Annotated in this window: 14 protein-coding genes; 8 read left to right on the forward strand and 6 right to left on the reverse strand. The window is 63.5% G+C overall.

What is annotated here, in order from left to right:
- Window positions 1-4: 4 nt before the first annotated feature.
- The 3 genes from chrA to LV28_RS36315 all read right to left on the reverse strand — a co-directional run bounded on the left by chrA (window position 5) and on the right by LV28_RS36315 (window position 2,880).
- The gene (gene chrA, locus LV28_RS36305) at window positions 5-1,096 is read right to left on the reverse strand and encodes a chromate efflux transporter (protein ID WP_306628863.1); all 1,092 of its coding nucleotides are present in this window, start codon (window positions 1,094-1,096) and stop codon (window positions 5-7) included.
- Between the two features lie 121 nt (window positions 1,097-1,217).
- Window positions 1,218-1,856, reverse strand: coding sequence for a superoxide dismutase (locus LV28_RS36310; protein ID WP_038617479.1), 639 nt, complete (start codon window positions 1,854-1,856; stop codon window positions 1,218-1,220).
- 67 nt (window positions 1,857-1,923) lie between these two features.
- The gene (locus LV28_RS36315) at window positions 1,924-2,880 is read right to left on the reverse strand and encodes a chromate resistance protein ChrB domain-containing protein (RefSeq protein ID WP_038617476.1); all 957 of its coding nucleotides are present in this window, start codon (window positions 2,878-2,880) and stop codon (window positions 1,924-1,926) included.
- Between the two features lie 185 nt (window positions 2,881-3,065).
- Between LV28_RS36315 and LV28_RS36320 the strand changes: the two genes are divergently transcribed.
- Window positions 3,066-4,127 carry a DMT family transporter gene (locus LV28_RS36320; protein WP_038617473.1) on the forward strand — a complete coding sequence of 354 codons (1,062 nt, stop codon included), beginning with the start codon at window positions 3,066-3,068 and terminating at the stop codon, window positions 4,125-4,127.
- Between the two features lie 215 nt (window positions 4,128-4,342).
- Here the strand turns inward: LV28_RS36320 and LV28_RS36325 are convergent, their stop codons facing one another.
- Both LV28_RS36325 and LV28_RS36330 read right to left on the reverse strand, forming a co-directional pair.
- Complete coding sequence (locus LV28_RS36325) at window positions 4,343-5,185, reverse strand: PhzF family phenazine biosynthesis protein (RefSeq protein ID WP_023596049.1); 843 nt, start codon at window positions 5,183-5,185, stop codon at window positions 4,343-4,345.
- Window positions 5,186-5,232: 47 nt separating this feature from the next.
- Window positions 5,233-7,647: a plasma-membrane proton-efflux P-type ATPase gene (locus tag LV28_RS36330; RefSeq protein ID WP_081326875.1), complete on the reverse strand. Its 2,415-nt coding sequence runs from the start codon at window positions 7,645-7,647 to the stop codon at window positions 5,233-5,235.
- 217 nt (window positions 7,648-7,864) lie between these two features.
- On the opposite strand from LV28_RS36330, the gene LV28_RS36335 reads away from it, so the two are divergent.
- The 5 genes from LV28_RS36335 (at window position 7,865) to LV28_RS36355 (ending at window position 12,265) form a co-directional block, all read left to right on the forward strand.
- A complete protein-coding gene (locus LV28_RS36335; RefSeq protein WP_058371655.1) occupies window positions 7,865-8,296 on the forward strand; it encodes a DUF4148 domain-containing protein in 432 nt (143 codons plus the stop codon).
- Window positions 8,297-8,492: 196 nt separating this feature from the next.
- Window positions 8,493-9,158 (forward strand): response regulator transcription factor, encoded by a 666-nt coding sequence (locus LV28_RS36340; RefSeq protein ID WP_023874290.1) that lies wholly within the window; start codon window positions 8,493-8,495, stop codon window positions 9,156-9,158.
- Window positions 9,134-10,534: a sensor histidine kinase gene (locus tag LV28_RS36345; RefSeq protein ID WP_023596053.1), complete on the forward strand. Its 1,401-nt coding sequence runs from the start codon at window positions 9,134-9,136 to the stop codon at window positions 10,532-10,534. The genes LV28_RS36340 and LV28_RS36345 overlap by 25 nt, the downstream gene beginning before the upstream one ends.
- Window positions 10,535-10,690: 156 nt before the next feature.
- Complete coding sequence (locus LV28_RS36350; protein ID WP_038617467.1) at window positions 10,691-11,236, forward strand: hypothetical protein; 546 nt, start codon at window positions 10,691-10,693, stop codon at window positions 11,234-11,236.
- Between the two features lie 162 nt (window positions 11,237-11,398).
- On the forward strand, window positions 11,399-12,265 hold the full coding sequence (locus tag LV28_RS36355; protein ID WP_023596055.1) for a sulfurtransferase: 867 nt from the start codon (window positions 11,399-11,401) through the stop codon (window positions 12,263-12,265).
- Between the two features lie 45 nt (window positions 12,266-12,310).
- On the opposite strand, the gene LV28_RS36360 is transcribed toward LV28_RS36355, so the two are convergent.
- Window positions 12,311-12,757 (reverse strand): hypothetical protein, encoded by a 447-nt coding sequence (locus LV28_RS36360; protein ID WP_058371656.1) that lies wholly within the window; start codon window positions 12,755-12,757, stop codon window positions 12,311-12,313.
- 244 nt (window positions 12,758-13,001) lie between these two features.
- Between LV28_RS36360 and LV28_RS36365 the strand changes: the two genes are divergently transcribed.
- On the forward strand, window positions 13,002-13,481 hold the full coding sequence (locus LV28_RS36365) for a hypothetical protein (protein ID WP_081255998.1): 480 nt from the start codon (window positions 13,002-13,004) through the stop codon (window positions 13,479-13,481).
- Between the two features lie 90 nt (window positions 13,482-13,571).
- Window positions 13,572-16,040, forward strand: coding sequence for a cation-translocating P-type ATPase (locus LV28_RS36370; protein WP_048806340.1), 2,469 nt, complete (start codon window positions 13,572-13,574; stop codon window positions 16,038-16,040).
- Window positions 16,041-16,144: the final 104 nt, after the last annotated feature.

The raw sequence follows: 16,144 nt of genomic DNA on the forward strand, positions 1-16,144 counted from the left end.
AAGATCAGCAGGAACGACGGCGCGAACGTCGCCCACTTGGCGGTGATGCCCCAAGCGTGCCGGCGAGCGCTGGATCCAGTGCGCCGTGCTGGCGGTAGGCCGCCATGAAGCCGACGAACTGCACCACGCTGATCAGCGGGCCCGGCGTCGTTTCAGCCATCCCCAAGCCTGCAAGCATTTCGCCCGGAGCAAGCCAATGGAAGTGCTCGACAGCTTGTTGCGCCACATAGGACAGGATCGCGTAGGCGCCGCCGAACGTAACCACGGCCATCTTGCTGAAAAATGCCGCGATATGCGTGTAGACGCTGTCGCTCCCAAGTGTGGCGTACAGGACGGCTAACGGGCCAAGCCAGATCGTCAGGCTGATTGCGGCGATCTTGATCGCACGCCGATGCGACGGTTTGACGTGCTCAGGCACTTCGACGGCAAACGCCGCGTCGATGGCCGCCAAAGGTCCATCATCTTGCGCGGCGCTACCATGGCCTGCCCCGCCCTTGATGCCCTTCCAACCAAGTGCATTGCCCGTCAGGCCAATGATCGCCGCGGCCGCAATGATGAGCGGGAACGGTACGCCCCCGAAGAAGATGGCGATAAAGGAGAGTGCCGCGACCCCCACCATGGTGCGGGTCTTCAGCGCGCGGCGCCCGACGCGCTGCACCGCCTCCAGCACGACAGCCAGCACGGCCGCCTTCAGACCGAAGAACAGCGCCTGCACGATTCCGACATTACCGAAGCTGGCATAGACCCAGCTCAACACACCGAGGGTCAGCAGTCCAGGGAGGATGAACAGAATGCCGGCGACCAGTCCGCCTCGCGTGCGATGCAGGAGCCATCCTATGTAGACCGCCAGCTTGTGGGCTTCCGGGCCGGGCACCAGCGTGCAGTAGTTCAACGCGTGCAAGAAGCGCGTCTCACTAATCCAGCGCTTCTCCTCGACAAGGATGCGGTGCATCACCGCAATTTGCCCTGCAGGCCCGCCAAAGCTCAGGGCCGCAACGCGAACCCATACCCAGAAGGCGTCGTGAAATGAAACGCCGTGGCGCTCATGCGCGGGTACGTCTGCGGTAGATGTTGCGGCTGATTTGGTCGGATCCATCACGTGCGTTTCCATCACTCCATCCCTGTCTCGTTGATCGATGTACTTCGCCGAGTCAGCCCAGAGGCTCCATTCGGCCGCGAAGTCGGCCCACAGAGAGTTGCGGGCATGACGGACCTCATCACTGACTCAATAGCGCTGCGGCTTTAACACCGGCCTCGTAGCGGCTGGCCACCGCATCCCACTGAATGTTCTTGAAGAACGCGTCCACGTAACGAGCCGCTGCAGCACCGAAGTCCATCTGATAGGAGTGCTCGTACATGTCCATGACGAGCAATGGCAGGGTCGCGGCCGGACCGTGCGCGTGGTCGGCAAGCCAGAAGTTTTCCAACTGCGCCGTGTGCGTGTTCAATCCCAACATAACCCAGCCCGGCCCTCCCCCCAATCCGGCGCCAACGCGACGGAACTCGGTTTCCCAGGTGTCGAAGCTACCGAACGCTTCGGAGATTGCCCGCCGCTCTGTCGCACTCGCCTGGCCGTCACCGCCAAGGTTGTCAAAGTAGTACTCGTGCAGCACCACGGAGCCGTGGCGCAGCGAATGCTCGCGCTTGAGATCGTTGTAGATGTAGGGCGGCGTGTCCGGTTGCTCAAGCGCCTCGGCCAAGTGCCGCTTCACCGTGGTAAGCGCTTTGATCGAGCCGCCGTAGTTATTTTCCCAGTGCGACAGGATCAGGCGTTCGGACAGACCATCCAGTCTTGCCGGATCGAACGCCAAGGGTTTAGGGGCGATCCGATTTTCGAAAGCGGTAAGAGACGACATGACTGTGCTCCATGGATACCTGTGGAAGTAAAGATGTGGCCAGGCAACCCGGAGACGCGTGGCGGCCTCAACTTGGCGCGCGCACGTTGTCATCCTTAGCCGAAAAGGCCGTAAGCAAACCGTCGAAGATGTGCCCAGCGGATGCCACCAACTGGTCATCGTCTTCCAGCACTTGCCGTAAGCCGGCAAGCACCTGCTCTACGCCTGCCGCCTCGGGCGGTTGTATGCCACCGGCATCGAGGTAATGCACAAGCGCACCAACGCGATCGAGGGCCGGGTTACCAAGACCGAAGCTCTCCACCAGCACTTCAAAGCTCACCTTGACGCCCACGTGCGTGAAGCGAGCCCCATCGAAATCAAAGCCCAACGCATCTGACGGGCAGTCCGCGGGACTCTTCAGCCAGAGCATCCGCGCGTCCCGATCGATGAATCGGCGAATCAACCACGCACACGCCAGCCGATCCACCCACGGGCGCCTACGCGTGGCCCAAGTGCGCCCCTGAAAATCCTTGATCGACAACTTCACGATCGCTGCATCGGTCGTTGCATGCGGCTCGTTCGGTGACAGCACCTGGTTGGCGAGCGTCTCAAGCGTCTGCAAAGCCGCATCGGCTTGCCGTCGAGCTTCGCCAGGAAAGAAGTCCAGATCCGAAATCGCCTGAAACCCTTTTCGTAACTTGCGACACTGCTTGAGCGTGTCGAGCGCAGTCTCTGCGTTCAGCGCACTGCGGGCCTGTGTCACGTCCGCCATCAAAGTCGCATAGTCATCGCTACGGTCGAACATCGGAATGAAGTCCACCCGTTCCGGCACCTGCACGTCGAGCAAGTAGGCCGTTCCGCCCGAAGACAACACGTCTTCCTCCACCGCTTGCAGCGTCGCGCGGCAAGCCGCCGTCCCTGGCAGCAGGTAGACGCCATCGCGAAGGACCGCCGCGCCTGAGGCTTTGAGCGCACGCCAGGCTCGCATACGGGCCGTGGCGTTCTCCGTCGGCAGGCTGGTAATGAAGAGGATCCATGAGTCCATGTCATTTACTCTACGTTCATGTAGCCAGAGCTACAAATAATTTCACGAAATATGGAAATAGTAATTTATGCTACATCCAAGTAGCGATTACTGCAATTCAACAGTGTCAGTGACGTGCCCCTACAGCGTGTTGATTAGCGACGCGTAGTATTTTTGTATCTGCGCCTACTCGAGCCCCAAACCTAATGTCAGCAAACCACAACGCCGCGCTCACGGCACTCGCAGCGGCCGCTTTGTTCGGCGCGACAACACCGCTCGCCAAAATGCTCGTTGGCTCGTTCTCACCTTTCATGGTGGCGGGACTCTTCTATTTGGGGAGCGGCATTGGGCTCGCTATCGGGATACTTCTCCGGCGCTTAAGTCGCACCTCAGACAAGCAGAAGCACGAAAGCCGCATCGAGTCAGCGGAGATCCCGTGGCTGCTAGGCGCTATTGTTGCCGGTGGTGTCGCCGGTCCGGCCTTGCTGATGCTGGGTTTGAGTACGACCCCCGCGGCAACGAGCTCCCTGCTTTTGAATCTCGAAGGCGTGCTGACGGCCGTGATCGCGTGGATCGTTTTCCGAGAAAACGTTGATCTGCAGATCTTTCTCGGCATGGTGGCCATCGTGCTAGGTGGTGTTGCCCTGTCGTGGCAACCCGGTACCGCAGGGGTTTCGTCCGGCGCACTGCTTATCATCGGCGCCTGCCTTGCCTGGGCAATCGATAACAACCTGACACGTCGCGTGTCGACCAACGATGCGATGGTCATCGCATGCATCAAAGGATTGGTGGCCGGCTCCGTCAACCTCTGCATCGCATTGCTACTCGGCGCGCGCCTGCCAAGCCTGGGCGGCATGGCCGCGGCGATGCTTATCGGGTTTGCTGGCTATGGTGTGAGCCTGGTGCTCTTCGTTCTCGCGTTGCGCAACCTCGGTACGGCGCGAACAGGTGCGTATTTCTCCGTAGCGCCGATCTTCGGCGTCGCGCTTTCACTCATGCTGTGGCCGGAGGTCCCGTCGCTGCTGTTCTGGATTGCGTTTGCGCTGATGGCATTGGGCGTGTGGCTCCACGTTCGTGAAAGGCACGAGCACACACATACGCACGAGCCCATGGCTCACAACCACCGCCATCGGCATGACGAGCACCACCAGCACCCCCATGACTTCGAGTGGGATGGCACGGAGCCACACACCCACCCGCATCGTCATCTACCGATCACTCACTCGCATGCGCATTTCCCCGACATCCATCATCGGCATACGCACTAAGCCTCGTGTTCTCATAGAGACAGACTCGTCCGGCTGGTAACGCCCAAACAGACCAATCGTCGGCCGCTGCAAGTGTTGCGTTCTGCGCCCCTCCCCCCGCAACAAAGCCCTGAAATCCTGGCACGCAACAGTCAGTGCGCGAAAAAATCGATTAATCCCAGAAAATTTGGGAAGTTCGGGCGCGCAACAGCCTCACTAAGTACCAAGTTTGCGAATTACAGAATGAGGCGACCTTCGATGCAGGTCACGGCGTCGCCGCCGATCCAAACTTTGTCGCCGACCTGCGTGACCTCGATGCAGCCGGCACGCCCCATGGTCAGGCCCTGACTCACGCGGTATCGCGCAGGCGCCAATCCGGCCCCGAGCAGCCACTGGGCGATGCCCGCGTTCAGGCTGCCGGTCGCCGGATCCTCCGGCATTCCGTCGCCGGCGATGAAGGCCCGTACCTCGAACTGTGCGTCGCTGTCGTCGCGCCGCGGATCGCAAGGCGCAATCACGCCGACGGCCAGTCCGAGCAGCGCCTGATAGTCGGGTTTCAAATCCAGCACCTGCTGACGATTGGCCAGCATCACGGCCAGCCAGCCCGCGCCGTTGTCGACCCATTGGGCAGCGACGATCGCCCCCGGAGCCAGCCCCAGTCCCTGACGCACGCGCTCCAGAAGTTCGGGCGCCAGCGCTCCGCTACGCAGCAATGGCGGCGCCAGGAACGCCAATTGCCGCCCCTCACGGCGGATGCGCACCAGCCCCACCGCGCATTCCTGAACAATCTCCTCGCCTTTGGGCTCGCCACCCGACTCGAGCCACGCATGGCAACTGCCAAGCGTTGGATGTCCGGCGAACGGCAGCTCCTCCCGGGTGGTGAATATCCGCAGACGGTAATCGGCCCGCGGATCGGTCGGCGCAAGAATGAAAGTGGTCTCGCTAAGGTTCGTCCAGTTGGCAAATGTCGCCATCTGCTGGTCGTTCAGCGCTTCGGCATCGAACACCACCGCCACCGGGTTGCCCTTTAGCGGCACGGAACTGAAAACGTCGACCTGCTTGAATCTCGTTGAACTCATGGAATGCCTGCCTCGTGCCCTCGTAGGATGGCGAGTCTACGCCCAATTCAATCAGCGCTCCTATCCGTCCTATCCGTCCTATCCGACCAGGCAACAAGCGCGAAACGGCGAAACACGGTTCGCTTGACCCGATCCAAAATCAAAGCGAACACGGCAACCGCCAGGATCAAGGCGCCGACGAGCGCTACGGGAACCGCATCCATCAGCGTCCCGGTCACTGCCAACGCACACACCAAAACCACATCGACGACGCTGACCCACGCCATGAGCTCGCCTGGCGCCACGGCCCACATGGGACCGTCGCTGCGCAAAACGTAAATGTTGGCCTGTGTCGTAAAGACAAGCAGCAGGAAAACCAGCGTTTGTCTCTGTGGCTCGCTCAGCCCCAAGAACGAGCGCGCACCGAAATACAGCGACAACGTGAAAACGAGCGAAACCGCGCCGAGCGCGGCAGCAGCCCCCATGAGCTGTCCGACTCGCCAGCGTTGCGGCATTGCCGCCGGCCGCGCACGATCGGCGGCAATACTCATCGTGACGAAATCGTTCGCGAACAACAACAGCACGAGCAACTTCGGGGAAATGGCGAAGCCATCGGTGAGCCACAGCCCTAGCGTGAGGAAAACTACGATCTCCAACGTCTTCACAATCTTGTTCAGCACATACGTGAGCATGCGCCGGTGGACCTCTCGCCCGGTACGAACTACCATCAGCACGCCGCCCAGGCCCGCATCGGTCAGGACGACGCCCGCCGCAGCCTTGGCTACGTCGGTGGCGCTTGCCACGGCAATGCCGAGCTCCGCCTGCCTGAGCGCCGGCGCGTCATTGACGCCATCCCCGGTCATCCCCGTGACATGCCCTGCCCGCTGCAGCGCGACGACAATGGCGTGCTTTTCCTCGGGCAGGACCCGGGCGAAGATGTCGCACTGCTCCGGCTTGTCAAGATCGTTGCCGCCGGGCACGCAGATCCGCGCTCCCAGCCCGAGTCGGGTTCCCATCGCCCGTGCCGTTTCGAGTGCGTCGCCAGTGGCCATGCAAACGCGCACGCCCAGCCGCCGAAGTGCCGCGATGAGTTCCGCCGCATCGTCCCGCGGCGGGTCCGAGAGCCCGATCAGGCCGATCGGCCGAATTGCCCCTGCCGGCCCCGCGGCAACGGCGAGCACGCGTGCGCCGCCGCCGGCCACCTCCCTCCCCTGCGCCTGCGCCACCTGAAGTTGCACCGCATCGGCTGAGCAATGCTCGAATACCGCCCGGGTCGCGCCTTTTAGCGCATGCCACGGCCGCCCCTCCACGTCATAGATGCCTTCGCTGAATCGAGTCTCCGGATCAAACGGCCGAAAGTCCGTACGTACAGGCAAGCTGTCCGCCTTTGCACTCCCGCGATAAGCCGCAAGAATTGCCAGATCCAGCGGATCTTGCGACGCATCGTCGCTGGCCATCGCGGCAGTGCGAAGCACCGTCTGCTCGTCCACATCCGCCAACGTCCTGACTTCGGAAACGCCAAGCGCATTCTTCGTGAGCGTGCCCGTCTTGTCCGAAAGGAGCGTGTCCATTGCCGCAGCCTCTTCCACCGCGGGCAACCGCGTGACCAGCACGCCCTGCTTCGACAGTTGCATGCTTGCCATCGCGGTGGCCAAGGTATAGGTTGCCGGCAACGCAACAGGGACCGAAGCGACGAGCAACAGCAACGCGAACACCACCGTGTCGCCCGGTGCAAGACCGTGCGTGACAGCATGAAGCGTGACCAGCACCACGAGCACGAAGTCGAAGGCCACCAGCCACTTCACGATGGCGAGAATGGTGCGCTGCATGTGGCTGGGCGCGTTGGATGTGCGCACAAGCTCTGCGGTCCGGCCAAAGCGGGTGCGCGATCCGGTGGAAGTCACTTCGCCGCTCGCTTCACCCCGATGCACGATCGATCCGGCATAGGCGGGCTGCCCCGGGCCCGCGTCGACGGGGAGTGACTCACCGGTCAGCGTTGACTGGTCGAGCGTCACGGCGCCGGCGAAAAGCACGAGGTCCGCCGGGACGATATCGCCGGCTCGCAGATGCACCACATCTCCCGGCACCAACTGTTGCGCGGAAATACGCCCCCATCGGGCGTCGCGCAACACGCGAGCGCTGACCTGAAGCTGCCTGCGCAACAAAGCCAGCGCGTCTTGCGCGCGACGCTCCTGCAGGAAAGCGGCCAACGCATTGAACGCGAGCAGAAGCAGAATGATCAGCGCCTCCTGATCGCGGCGCAGCAACACCTGCAGGACGATCACCCCTTCGAGCATCCACGGTATCGGCCCCCAGAGCTTTCCTAGTAGTTGGCGCCACCCAGATGTGCCAACCGCCTGAACGGCATTCGCGCCATAGGATTGCAGCCGGGACTGCGCCTGCGCGGAGGTGAGCCCCGTCAAGCGGTCCGTCGGCGGCAATGCCGCCGCGGCTTGCGCAGGTGGTTCAGCCATGATCGTCATCGTCGGGCGAGATCCGTTTTCCAGGGCCACAAACGCGCGTGATGTCGGCTCGGGCGACCGCCGCCCGCCTTGGCCTAAGCATACTCCGCGGCAAGGCGCCCGCGGTTCGCCCCGCTAAGGTTTTGCTAAGGCTTCACGCCTACGATCGAATCGAAGGCTCTGCGATGGCTTCGATATTCGCACCTTCCTTTTGATCGTCAACGTTAGGAGCTCAATCATGAAGATGTCATATGTTGCCGTCCTGTTCGCCCTGCTGGGATCGTTCGGCGCCGTTCAGGCAAACGCCCAGGCGGCTTCCCTCCCGTCGTCGATGCAATCGACGATGTCCCTTCCCGCCAACGTCGATTCGCTGACGCCGCTGCCCCGGGCGCAGGTGTATCGACAGCTTGTGAGCGCGGAACGACATGACGTTCTTCAACAAGGCGACACCGTCTATCCGAGGACCGCGACGAGCCATCGGCCGAACGCCAACCTCACACGAGCCTCGGTCGAACACAGCCTGCGCCGCGCCGAGCAGCAAGGCTTGCTGACCGAGCCCCGGAACGCGTACCCTGTTCTCCACGTCGCCCCTCGGACAAGCCTGGCCTGGACGCCAAAGATGCAGGTCGCGGGCGAGGCATCGATCCAGCACCTTTATGAGAATCCGTAATCTCCTGGCAGGACTGCGCCGCTCGCCTTGGGCAACGCGGGACCACCGACGCGGGCACGCTAAGTCTTTGCTAAGCGTCGTGCCTCACAATGTGTCCGAGTGAGGCACGACATTCCGCGGGGAGTGTCGATCGGGCCCAATGCCGGCAACGCGCACCGACGAAAGCGCATCGCCGTGTCACCTCAGAGACCAGGACATGCGAATTTTGCTCGTCGAAGACGATCCGATGATTGGCCGCGTCGTGCGCGACTCGCTCAGAGATGCGACGTTCGCGGTCGATTGGGTCAACGACGGACAGGCGGCCCTCGCCGCCACCGAGTGCCAACATTACGATCTGGTGTTGCTCGACCTTGGCCTGCCTCGCGAGGATGGCCACACCGTTCTGCAAAACCTCAGAGCCAAAGGGCAGCGCGTTCCGGTCATCATCGTTACGGCCCGGGACGCATTGCCGGAACGACTCAAAGGCCTTGACGCCGGCGCTGACGACTACATCCTGAAGCCGTTCGAAATGGCGGAATTGCTCGCGCGCATTCGTGCGGTGATGCGCCGCCAGTCCGGACAGGCGTTGCCCGTCATGACGAACGGGGTCGTGACCCTCGATCCGGCAACGCGCGAGGCGCGGACAACCGCATCGGCCGCGGTGCAACTGTCCAATCGGGAGTTCGCATTGCTCGAGGCACTGCTCACTCGCCCCGGCGCGATCCTGTCGCGCAGCGACCTCGAAGACCGGATTTATGGATGGGGCGAGGAAGTCGAGAGCAACGCGATCGAATTCCTCATCCATTCGCTTCGCAAGAAACTCGGCACGGACACGATCCGGAATGTGAGAGGCGCAGGATGGATGGTCACAAAGCGCGACTGAGCGACTCGCTTCGGCTTCGCCTGAGCCTGTGGCTCTCGGTCGCCATCCTGGTGTTCGCCGGCATTGCCGGCGTGATCTCGTTTGGCGCCGCCTTCGACGAAGCCCACGAACTCCAGGACGACATCCTGCGGCAGGTCGCCGCGCTCGTCGACAATAACCATCTCCCCGCGAGCGAGTTTCAGGACATCCAGGCGCCGCAGGCAAACAGCGACGACGCACGCGTCGTCGTCCAGCGCCTCGGGGTCTCCCCGCCGCCCGGCAGCGGTCCAACCGATGGCGACGACAAGCTGCCGCTGCCGTTGACGTTGTCGATTCCGGACGGGCTCGCGACAGTGAAGGTCGGCGGAGAACCTTACCGTGTGCTCGCCAAGACACTGAAATCCGGCGAGCGCATCGCCGTCGCGCAGGAAACCGACGTCCGGGACCAAATCGCACGCACCAGTGCCATTCGCACCGTCATGCCGCTGATCGCCTTCGTCCCGGTATTGCTGCTCGTGGTCGGCTGGCTCGTTCGGCGAGTATTCCGCCCAGTGGCCAGCCTCTCGCGCGAGATCGATCAGCGTCAGTACAGCGAACTGCATGCCGTTCCGACGGAACACCTGCCCAACGAAATTCGGCCGTTCCTTCACGCGATCAACAACCTGTTGGCGCGCGTGTCCACGTCGGTCGATGCCCAGCACCGCTTCGTCGCCGACGCCGCCCACGAGCTTCGCACACCGCTCACGGCGCTTTCCCTGCAAGCCGAGCGGCTCGCCGAAGCGCCGATGTCCGAGTCCGCAAGCGAGCGTCTGGTGGAATTGCGGCAGGGCATCGAGCGAAATCGACATCTTCTGGATCACTTGCTCGCGCTCTCCGGTGTGCAGGCAACACAGCAAGACGCCAATGCGCGCACCGACTCCGCCCTCAAGATATTCCGCCGCACGCTCGAAACCCTGCACCCGCTTGCCGAAGCCAAACAGATCGACATCGGCATCGAGGCGCAGGAGGACGCCGCCCTGCCGGTGAGCGAGACGGACCTGGAGATGCTGATGAAGAATCTCGTCGACAATGCGATTCGCTACACGCCGTCCGGTGGGCGCGTCGACCTCGTGCTCGAGTCGGATTCCCGTCAGGTCGTGCTTCGGGTCAGGGACACCGGCCCCGGCATTGCCCCGGAAGAACGTGAGCGTGTGTTCGATCCGTTCTATCGCGTCCTTGGAACACAGACCACGGGCTCGGGCCTTGGGTTGGCGATTGCGAAGGCCGTCGCCGACAAATCCGGGGCGCGGATTCGTCTTTCCTATATCAACGAAAGCACTTCCGACGAAAGCGCCCGCTACGGCTTGGACGTGAGCGTCATTTTCCCGCCAGTCTCCGTCGCCAATACCAAGGGATAATGCGCTGGCGCGTCTGCCGGCACCGACCGGAATACGGCTACACTGGGCATTCGGTGACGTACGGGCAGCACGAGCCTCGTCGTTCCGCAGCCGCACGGGCGCTCACGAAAACGACGCACATGACGCGCACGGCAACCCGCCATGGAGAGTCCCCACATGAAACGCCATTTGTACGCCGCTGCCGCGGCATCTCCCATTCTTCTGCTGGGCACCCTCGCGCTTGCAGCGTCGGCGCGTGCCAACGATACGCCGCGCCAGATGGATGTGTCGCGACGCGGCGCCGATGTCATGCCGTTCTCCCTTGCGGCGACGACCCACGTCTTCTCGAAAACTGCCGACGGCGGCATCCAGCAGGTCGTGACCAAGACACACGATCCGAAGCAGGTCACGCTGATTCGCGAACACCTGTCGGCCATCGCCCAGCGTTTCTCCGCCGGCGATTTCGGAGCGCCCGGTCAGATCCATGGCGCGGACATGCCCGGTTTGGCCGCACTGCGCGCAGCGAAGCCGGGGGAACTTGACATTCGCTATCGCGACTTGCCCAACGGCGGCGAAATTGCGTACCGTTCGAAACACGGGCGTCTGGTCGCCGCGCTGCACCAGTGGTTCGATGCCCAGTTATCAGACCATGGCCACGACGCAACCGACAAACAGGACGCCGGCATGACCCACCATCACTCGATGGACATGCCGACGAAATAGTCGAAGATCCCGGGCAGACTGCCAACCTCCCCTCGCCTTGCGCGCAGGCCTCGACCAAGCGACGATCGCGCCGTGCCGGGAGGGTTGATCCACATCAACGCGCGATGCCGGGCGTGATCTACGCTTGCGTATCATGCGCTGCGCATGGACAGGAGGTCGCCCGTGAACGCCAACGTTCTGATTTCGCCGGCAGCATTGTCCGCCATGCTGAACACGGAGGCCGCCGTCGTCGTCGACACGCGCGACGCGGCCAATTACGCCGAAGCCCACATCCCGGGGGCCGTCAATATTCACGAGATCTTTACCTATCTTGCGACCTCGACGCCCGAGGGCCTGAATGCGCTTCACGACACGTTTGCCAACGCCTTCGGCAAGGCCGGGCTGTCCGGCAAGGAAACCGCCGTGATCTACGAGCAATCGATGGAAACGGGGTTCGGGCAATCCTGTCGGGGTTATGTCCTGCTGCGCTTTCTCGGCTACCCGCGCGACAAGATCAAGGTACTCCACGGCGGCTTTGCGGCGTGGCGCGCGGCCGGGCTGCCCAGCTCGACCGAGGTTCCGCATCCGGCGCCGGTGGCGTTTCCGGAGAACGCCGGCGCGCGCGACATTCTCGTCGATCTCGCCGCAATGAAGATCGCCGTCGCCGATAAACGCATCGTGAAACTCGATGTGCGTGACGTGGACGAATGGATCGCCGAGAGTTCATCGCCGTACGGCAAGGACTTCTGCCCCCGCAAAGGGCGAATTCCCGGTTCGGTATGGATCGAATGGTATCGAATGATGAAGCCGACCCCGACGGGCAAGATGTTCAAATCGCCCAGCGAAATTCTCGCCGAATGCGCCACGGTGGGCATTTCGCGCGACACGCCGGTCATCGTGTTCTGCTTCAAGGGCGCGCGTGCATCCAACACGTTCGTCGCGCTCGAAGAGGCCGGGATCAGGAATGTTCGGTTGTACTTCGGCTCCTGGAACGAGTGGTCCCGCGACCCCTCGCTCCCGATCGAGGAAGGGCTTCCCTACAGGATGTGACGGGCATATCCCCTGCCCCCGGGCCAGGAGGACATGCCCCGCCGGTCATTTGACCGACCGGATGAATCCCGTGTGCCGGTTCACCTCGTAACGCTGCACGAGCACGTCTTTCTCCGCAGTGACCACATCGGCGGTGATCGTATCGGCATCGCGCTCCGCGACCTTGCCAAGCTTCAGGCGTGAATTGCCGGACCGTTTGAGCCACTGTTCCATGTTGCTCCGAACCTGGTCCACGCTCAGGTTCAGGTTCTCTCGCTGGGGTGCCCCATCCGGCCCCGCACAGGGCCCGCATCCGCCCGACCAGTCCATCATGCCGGGCCCCATCATGCGACCGGCGTACCCATCGCGCATCATGCCGGGGCCATAGCCCTGTGCGCAGCCCCAGCCGCCGCCCGCCGGCTGCGCCATGGCAGGTGCTGCCGCGACGGCCAGGGCGCCCAGGGCGACCCGAAGGGCGACGGAAAAGCCTCGTTGTTTCATTTCACGTTGCATGGCAATCCTCTCCTCTGCGTTGAAGGCGGGGGCATGGGCACCCGCCGCGCGCACCGATCATGGGCACGTGTATCAACGCTAGTCGCGCCACACACGCGCGACTTGAGGCACGTCAAGAGAACAACGCCGAACACGCGCCGACCCTCGCCATGCGTGCGGCAATCCGTCCGGCGTTGATATCCATCAACATGCGACCGGCCGGCGATGTCCATGCTTGAGGTATCGATTCGTCTGGAGAATTGCCATGTTCCGGGAAGCTCGCCACATGACGCGCCTGCTCGCGCTCGCGCTCCTTGCCTGCTGTCTCACGTCGCTGGCGGCAAGGGCGGCGCCAGGCCAGCCCGTTCAGGCCGGCGACGAGGTCAGCTATATCACCGGCGGCATCGGCGAAGACGAGGTGCGCGAATTCCGTGAAGTCGCGCCGAAATACAACCTTCGCATGACGTTTGCCTCGAAAACGGGAAGCTATCTTTCCGACGTCGACGTCACCATCACGACGCTGGCGGGACACCAGATGCTGGCCGTGCGGACCGAGGGCCCGTTCCTTTTCGTCCGCATTCCCGCGGGCGGCTACCGGATCGTGGCGCAAACGGCGCGCAACTCGGAAGTGCGAAAGGTGCGAGTGCCGACGCGCGGCAACCTCGATCTGCACTTCGCATGGGACGATCCCGACTACTTCGGGAATATGTATCTCTGCAAGGGTTGCCCGAAGCCGCGACGCTGATCGGCGAACGGCCTCCCCCCGACATCCGGCGCTCCCGTGCTCAGAACGCGCGAATCGTTGGCACCCCCGCTTCCCGAACCGGCGGCTGGCATGGAATGCGCGCAGCTGCCTTGCGTCGACGCCGATCGCGGGCTCTCGACGCTTCAGGTGACGCAGCAACGCGCCCGCCATGGCAGCAATGTGGTGGACGCCCGAAGTCGCGGCGACTGGCGCTTCGTGCTTGCCGACGTCCTTCGCGAGCCCATGTTCCTGCTGTTGCTCGCGGCCAGCGGCGTCTACTTCGCCCTGGGTGACCGTACTGAAGCGTTGACGCTGTGTGCCTTTGTGCTCGGCGTGGTGAGCCTGACGGTTTATCAGTCCCGCAGGGCCGCGCGAGTCCTCGATTCCCTGCGGGAGCTGTCCGCGCCGCGCGCCGAGGTGCTGCGTGACGGTGAGCGGCGATGGGTGCCCGCCACCGAACTGGTCCCCGGCGATATCGCCTTTGTGGACGAGGGCAACCGCGTTCCGGCCGACGGCATCGTCATCGAAGCCCACGAACTCAGCGTGGACGAAGCCTTGCTCACCGGAGAGTCCACGCCGATCGACAAGCGTGGCGGCGACACACCCGCCGGCGCCGATGCTTCAACTGACCGCCTGCTGTACCTCGGGTCGATGGTCGTGCGCGGACAAGGGCGCATGCGCGTGATCGCCACCGGACCCGACACCGCCCTCGGTCGCATTGGCAAGTCGCTGGGCGACATCTCGGAGGCGCCATCCCCCCTTCAGCGACAGGCCAAATCGTTGGTGAACGGGTTTGCGCTCATTGCGCTGTTACTGGTCGTGGCGCTGAGCGTCATCTATCGGTGGCGTTTCGAGCAGTGGCTGCCCGGGTTGCTCGCCGGCATCACGCTGGCGATGGGCATATTGCCGGAGGAAATTCCCGTCATCTTCGCCGTATTCTTTGCGCTGGGTGCGCGACGCATCGCCGGGGAAGGTGTGTTGACGCGGCGGATGAACGCCATCGAGACGCTGGGACAGACAAGCGTGCTGTGCGTGGACAAGACCGGGACACTCACGCAAAACCGGATGTCGGTCAGTGCGTTGTCGATCGACGGCCGGATGCTCGACATCGGTCCGGACACGGCCCACATTGAAGAACCCTTTCACGAGCTCATCGAATACCTCGTGCTCGCCAGCGAGATCGACCCCGTCGATCCGATGGAGCGCGCGTTTCACGCCGTGGGCCGGTCGGCGCTTGCCGGCACGGGGCGCCTGCACACGGACTGGTCGCTGGTGCACGAATACGCCTTGACGCCTGAGCTGCCCGCCATGTCGCATGCCTGGCGCACGCAGTCGGACAGCGCGTATCACGCCATTGCCTGCAAAGGCGCGCCGGAGGCGGTGTGCGCCCTGTGCCGGATGAGCGTGACACAGACCGGGCAAGTCCTCGAGCGGGCGCGCAACATGGCCGCGCGCGGTCTGCGCGTGCTGGGTGTCGCGAAATCGGAATACCTGCCCGGCGAATGGCCCGCGCATCAGCACGGCTTCGCGTTCGCGTTCGTCGGACTCGTGGGCCTGTCCGACCCGGTTCGTCCAGAGGTCGCGGGCGCCATCGCCGAATGCAGGACCGCCGGCATCCGCGTGGTCATGATGACGGGCGATTACGCCACCACGGCGCAGGCCATCGCATCCGACGTGGGGATCGACAATCGCCGTGTCGTCACTGGACGCGATCTGGCGTCCATGAGCGGCGCGGCGCTTCGCGAGGCGGTGAACGCGTCGGAGATCTTCGCTCGCATCAGCCCCGGGCAAAAGCTGCAACTGGTGAACGCGCTGCGCGAAAACGGCGAAATCGTGGCAATGACGGGCGACGGCGTGAACGATGCCCCCGCCCTCAAGGCCGCGCATATCGGCATCGCCATGGGATTGCGCGGCGCGGAGGTCGCCCGCGAGGTCGCGGCATTGGTGCTGTTGCGCGACGATTTCAGCCCGATCGTCGCGGCGATTCGCCTGGGGCGGCGCATTTACGCCAACATCGTGCTCGCGATCAATTTCACGGTCGCCGTGCATATTCCGATGGTCGCGGCCGCGACCTTGCCGGTCGTCGCCGGTCTGCCGCCGATGCTCGCGCCCGTGCACATCGTCTTCCTGCAGTTGATCATCGATCCCGTCTGTTCGATCGTCTTCGAAAACGAGCCGGGGGCTCGGAACCTGATGCGCTTGCCGCCTCGCCCGGCCCAGGCACGCCTGCTCGACGCGCGTGCGCTGGCGAGCAGCGCGGTGGCGGGCACGTTGAGCGCGCTGCTTGTCCTTGCCGCCTATGCGACGCTCCTGAGACTCGACGGCGAGGTCGCCCGGGCGCGCACGCTCGCCTTCGTGCTCCTCGTTGTCGCCAACGTGGCGCTGATCTTCGTGACCCCCGCCCTTTCCGGCCTTGCAACGACCGGAGACAGACCCCTGGTGCGCAATCGATATCTCTGGATCGTGCTGGTCGGTACTGTCGTGAGCCTCACGCTCGTGACATGCGTGCCGTCGTTGGCGAGGATTTTCGGGTTCGTCGCCTTGTCGGGCGGAGCGTGATCTTCGATACCGGCGGTCAGATGCGCCCCACGAGCCCCCGACCGACCAACCCCGCAGCGCGTTGCCCTCGATGCATGGAAGGCGCTTGCGCCGAGCCAAACAAT

The sequence above is a fragment of the Pandoraea pnomenusa genome, from assembly GCF_000767615.3.
Lineage (GTDB): Bacteria > Pseudomonadota > Gammaproteobacteria > Burkholderiales > Burkholderiaceae > Pandoraea > Pandoraea pnomenusa.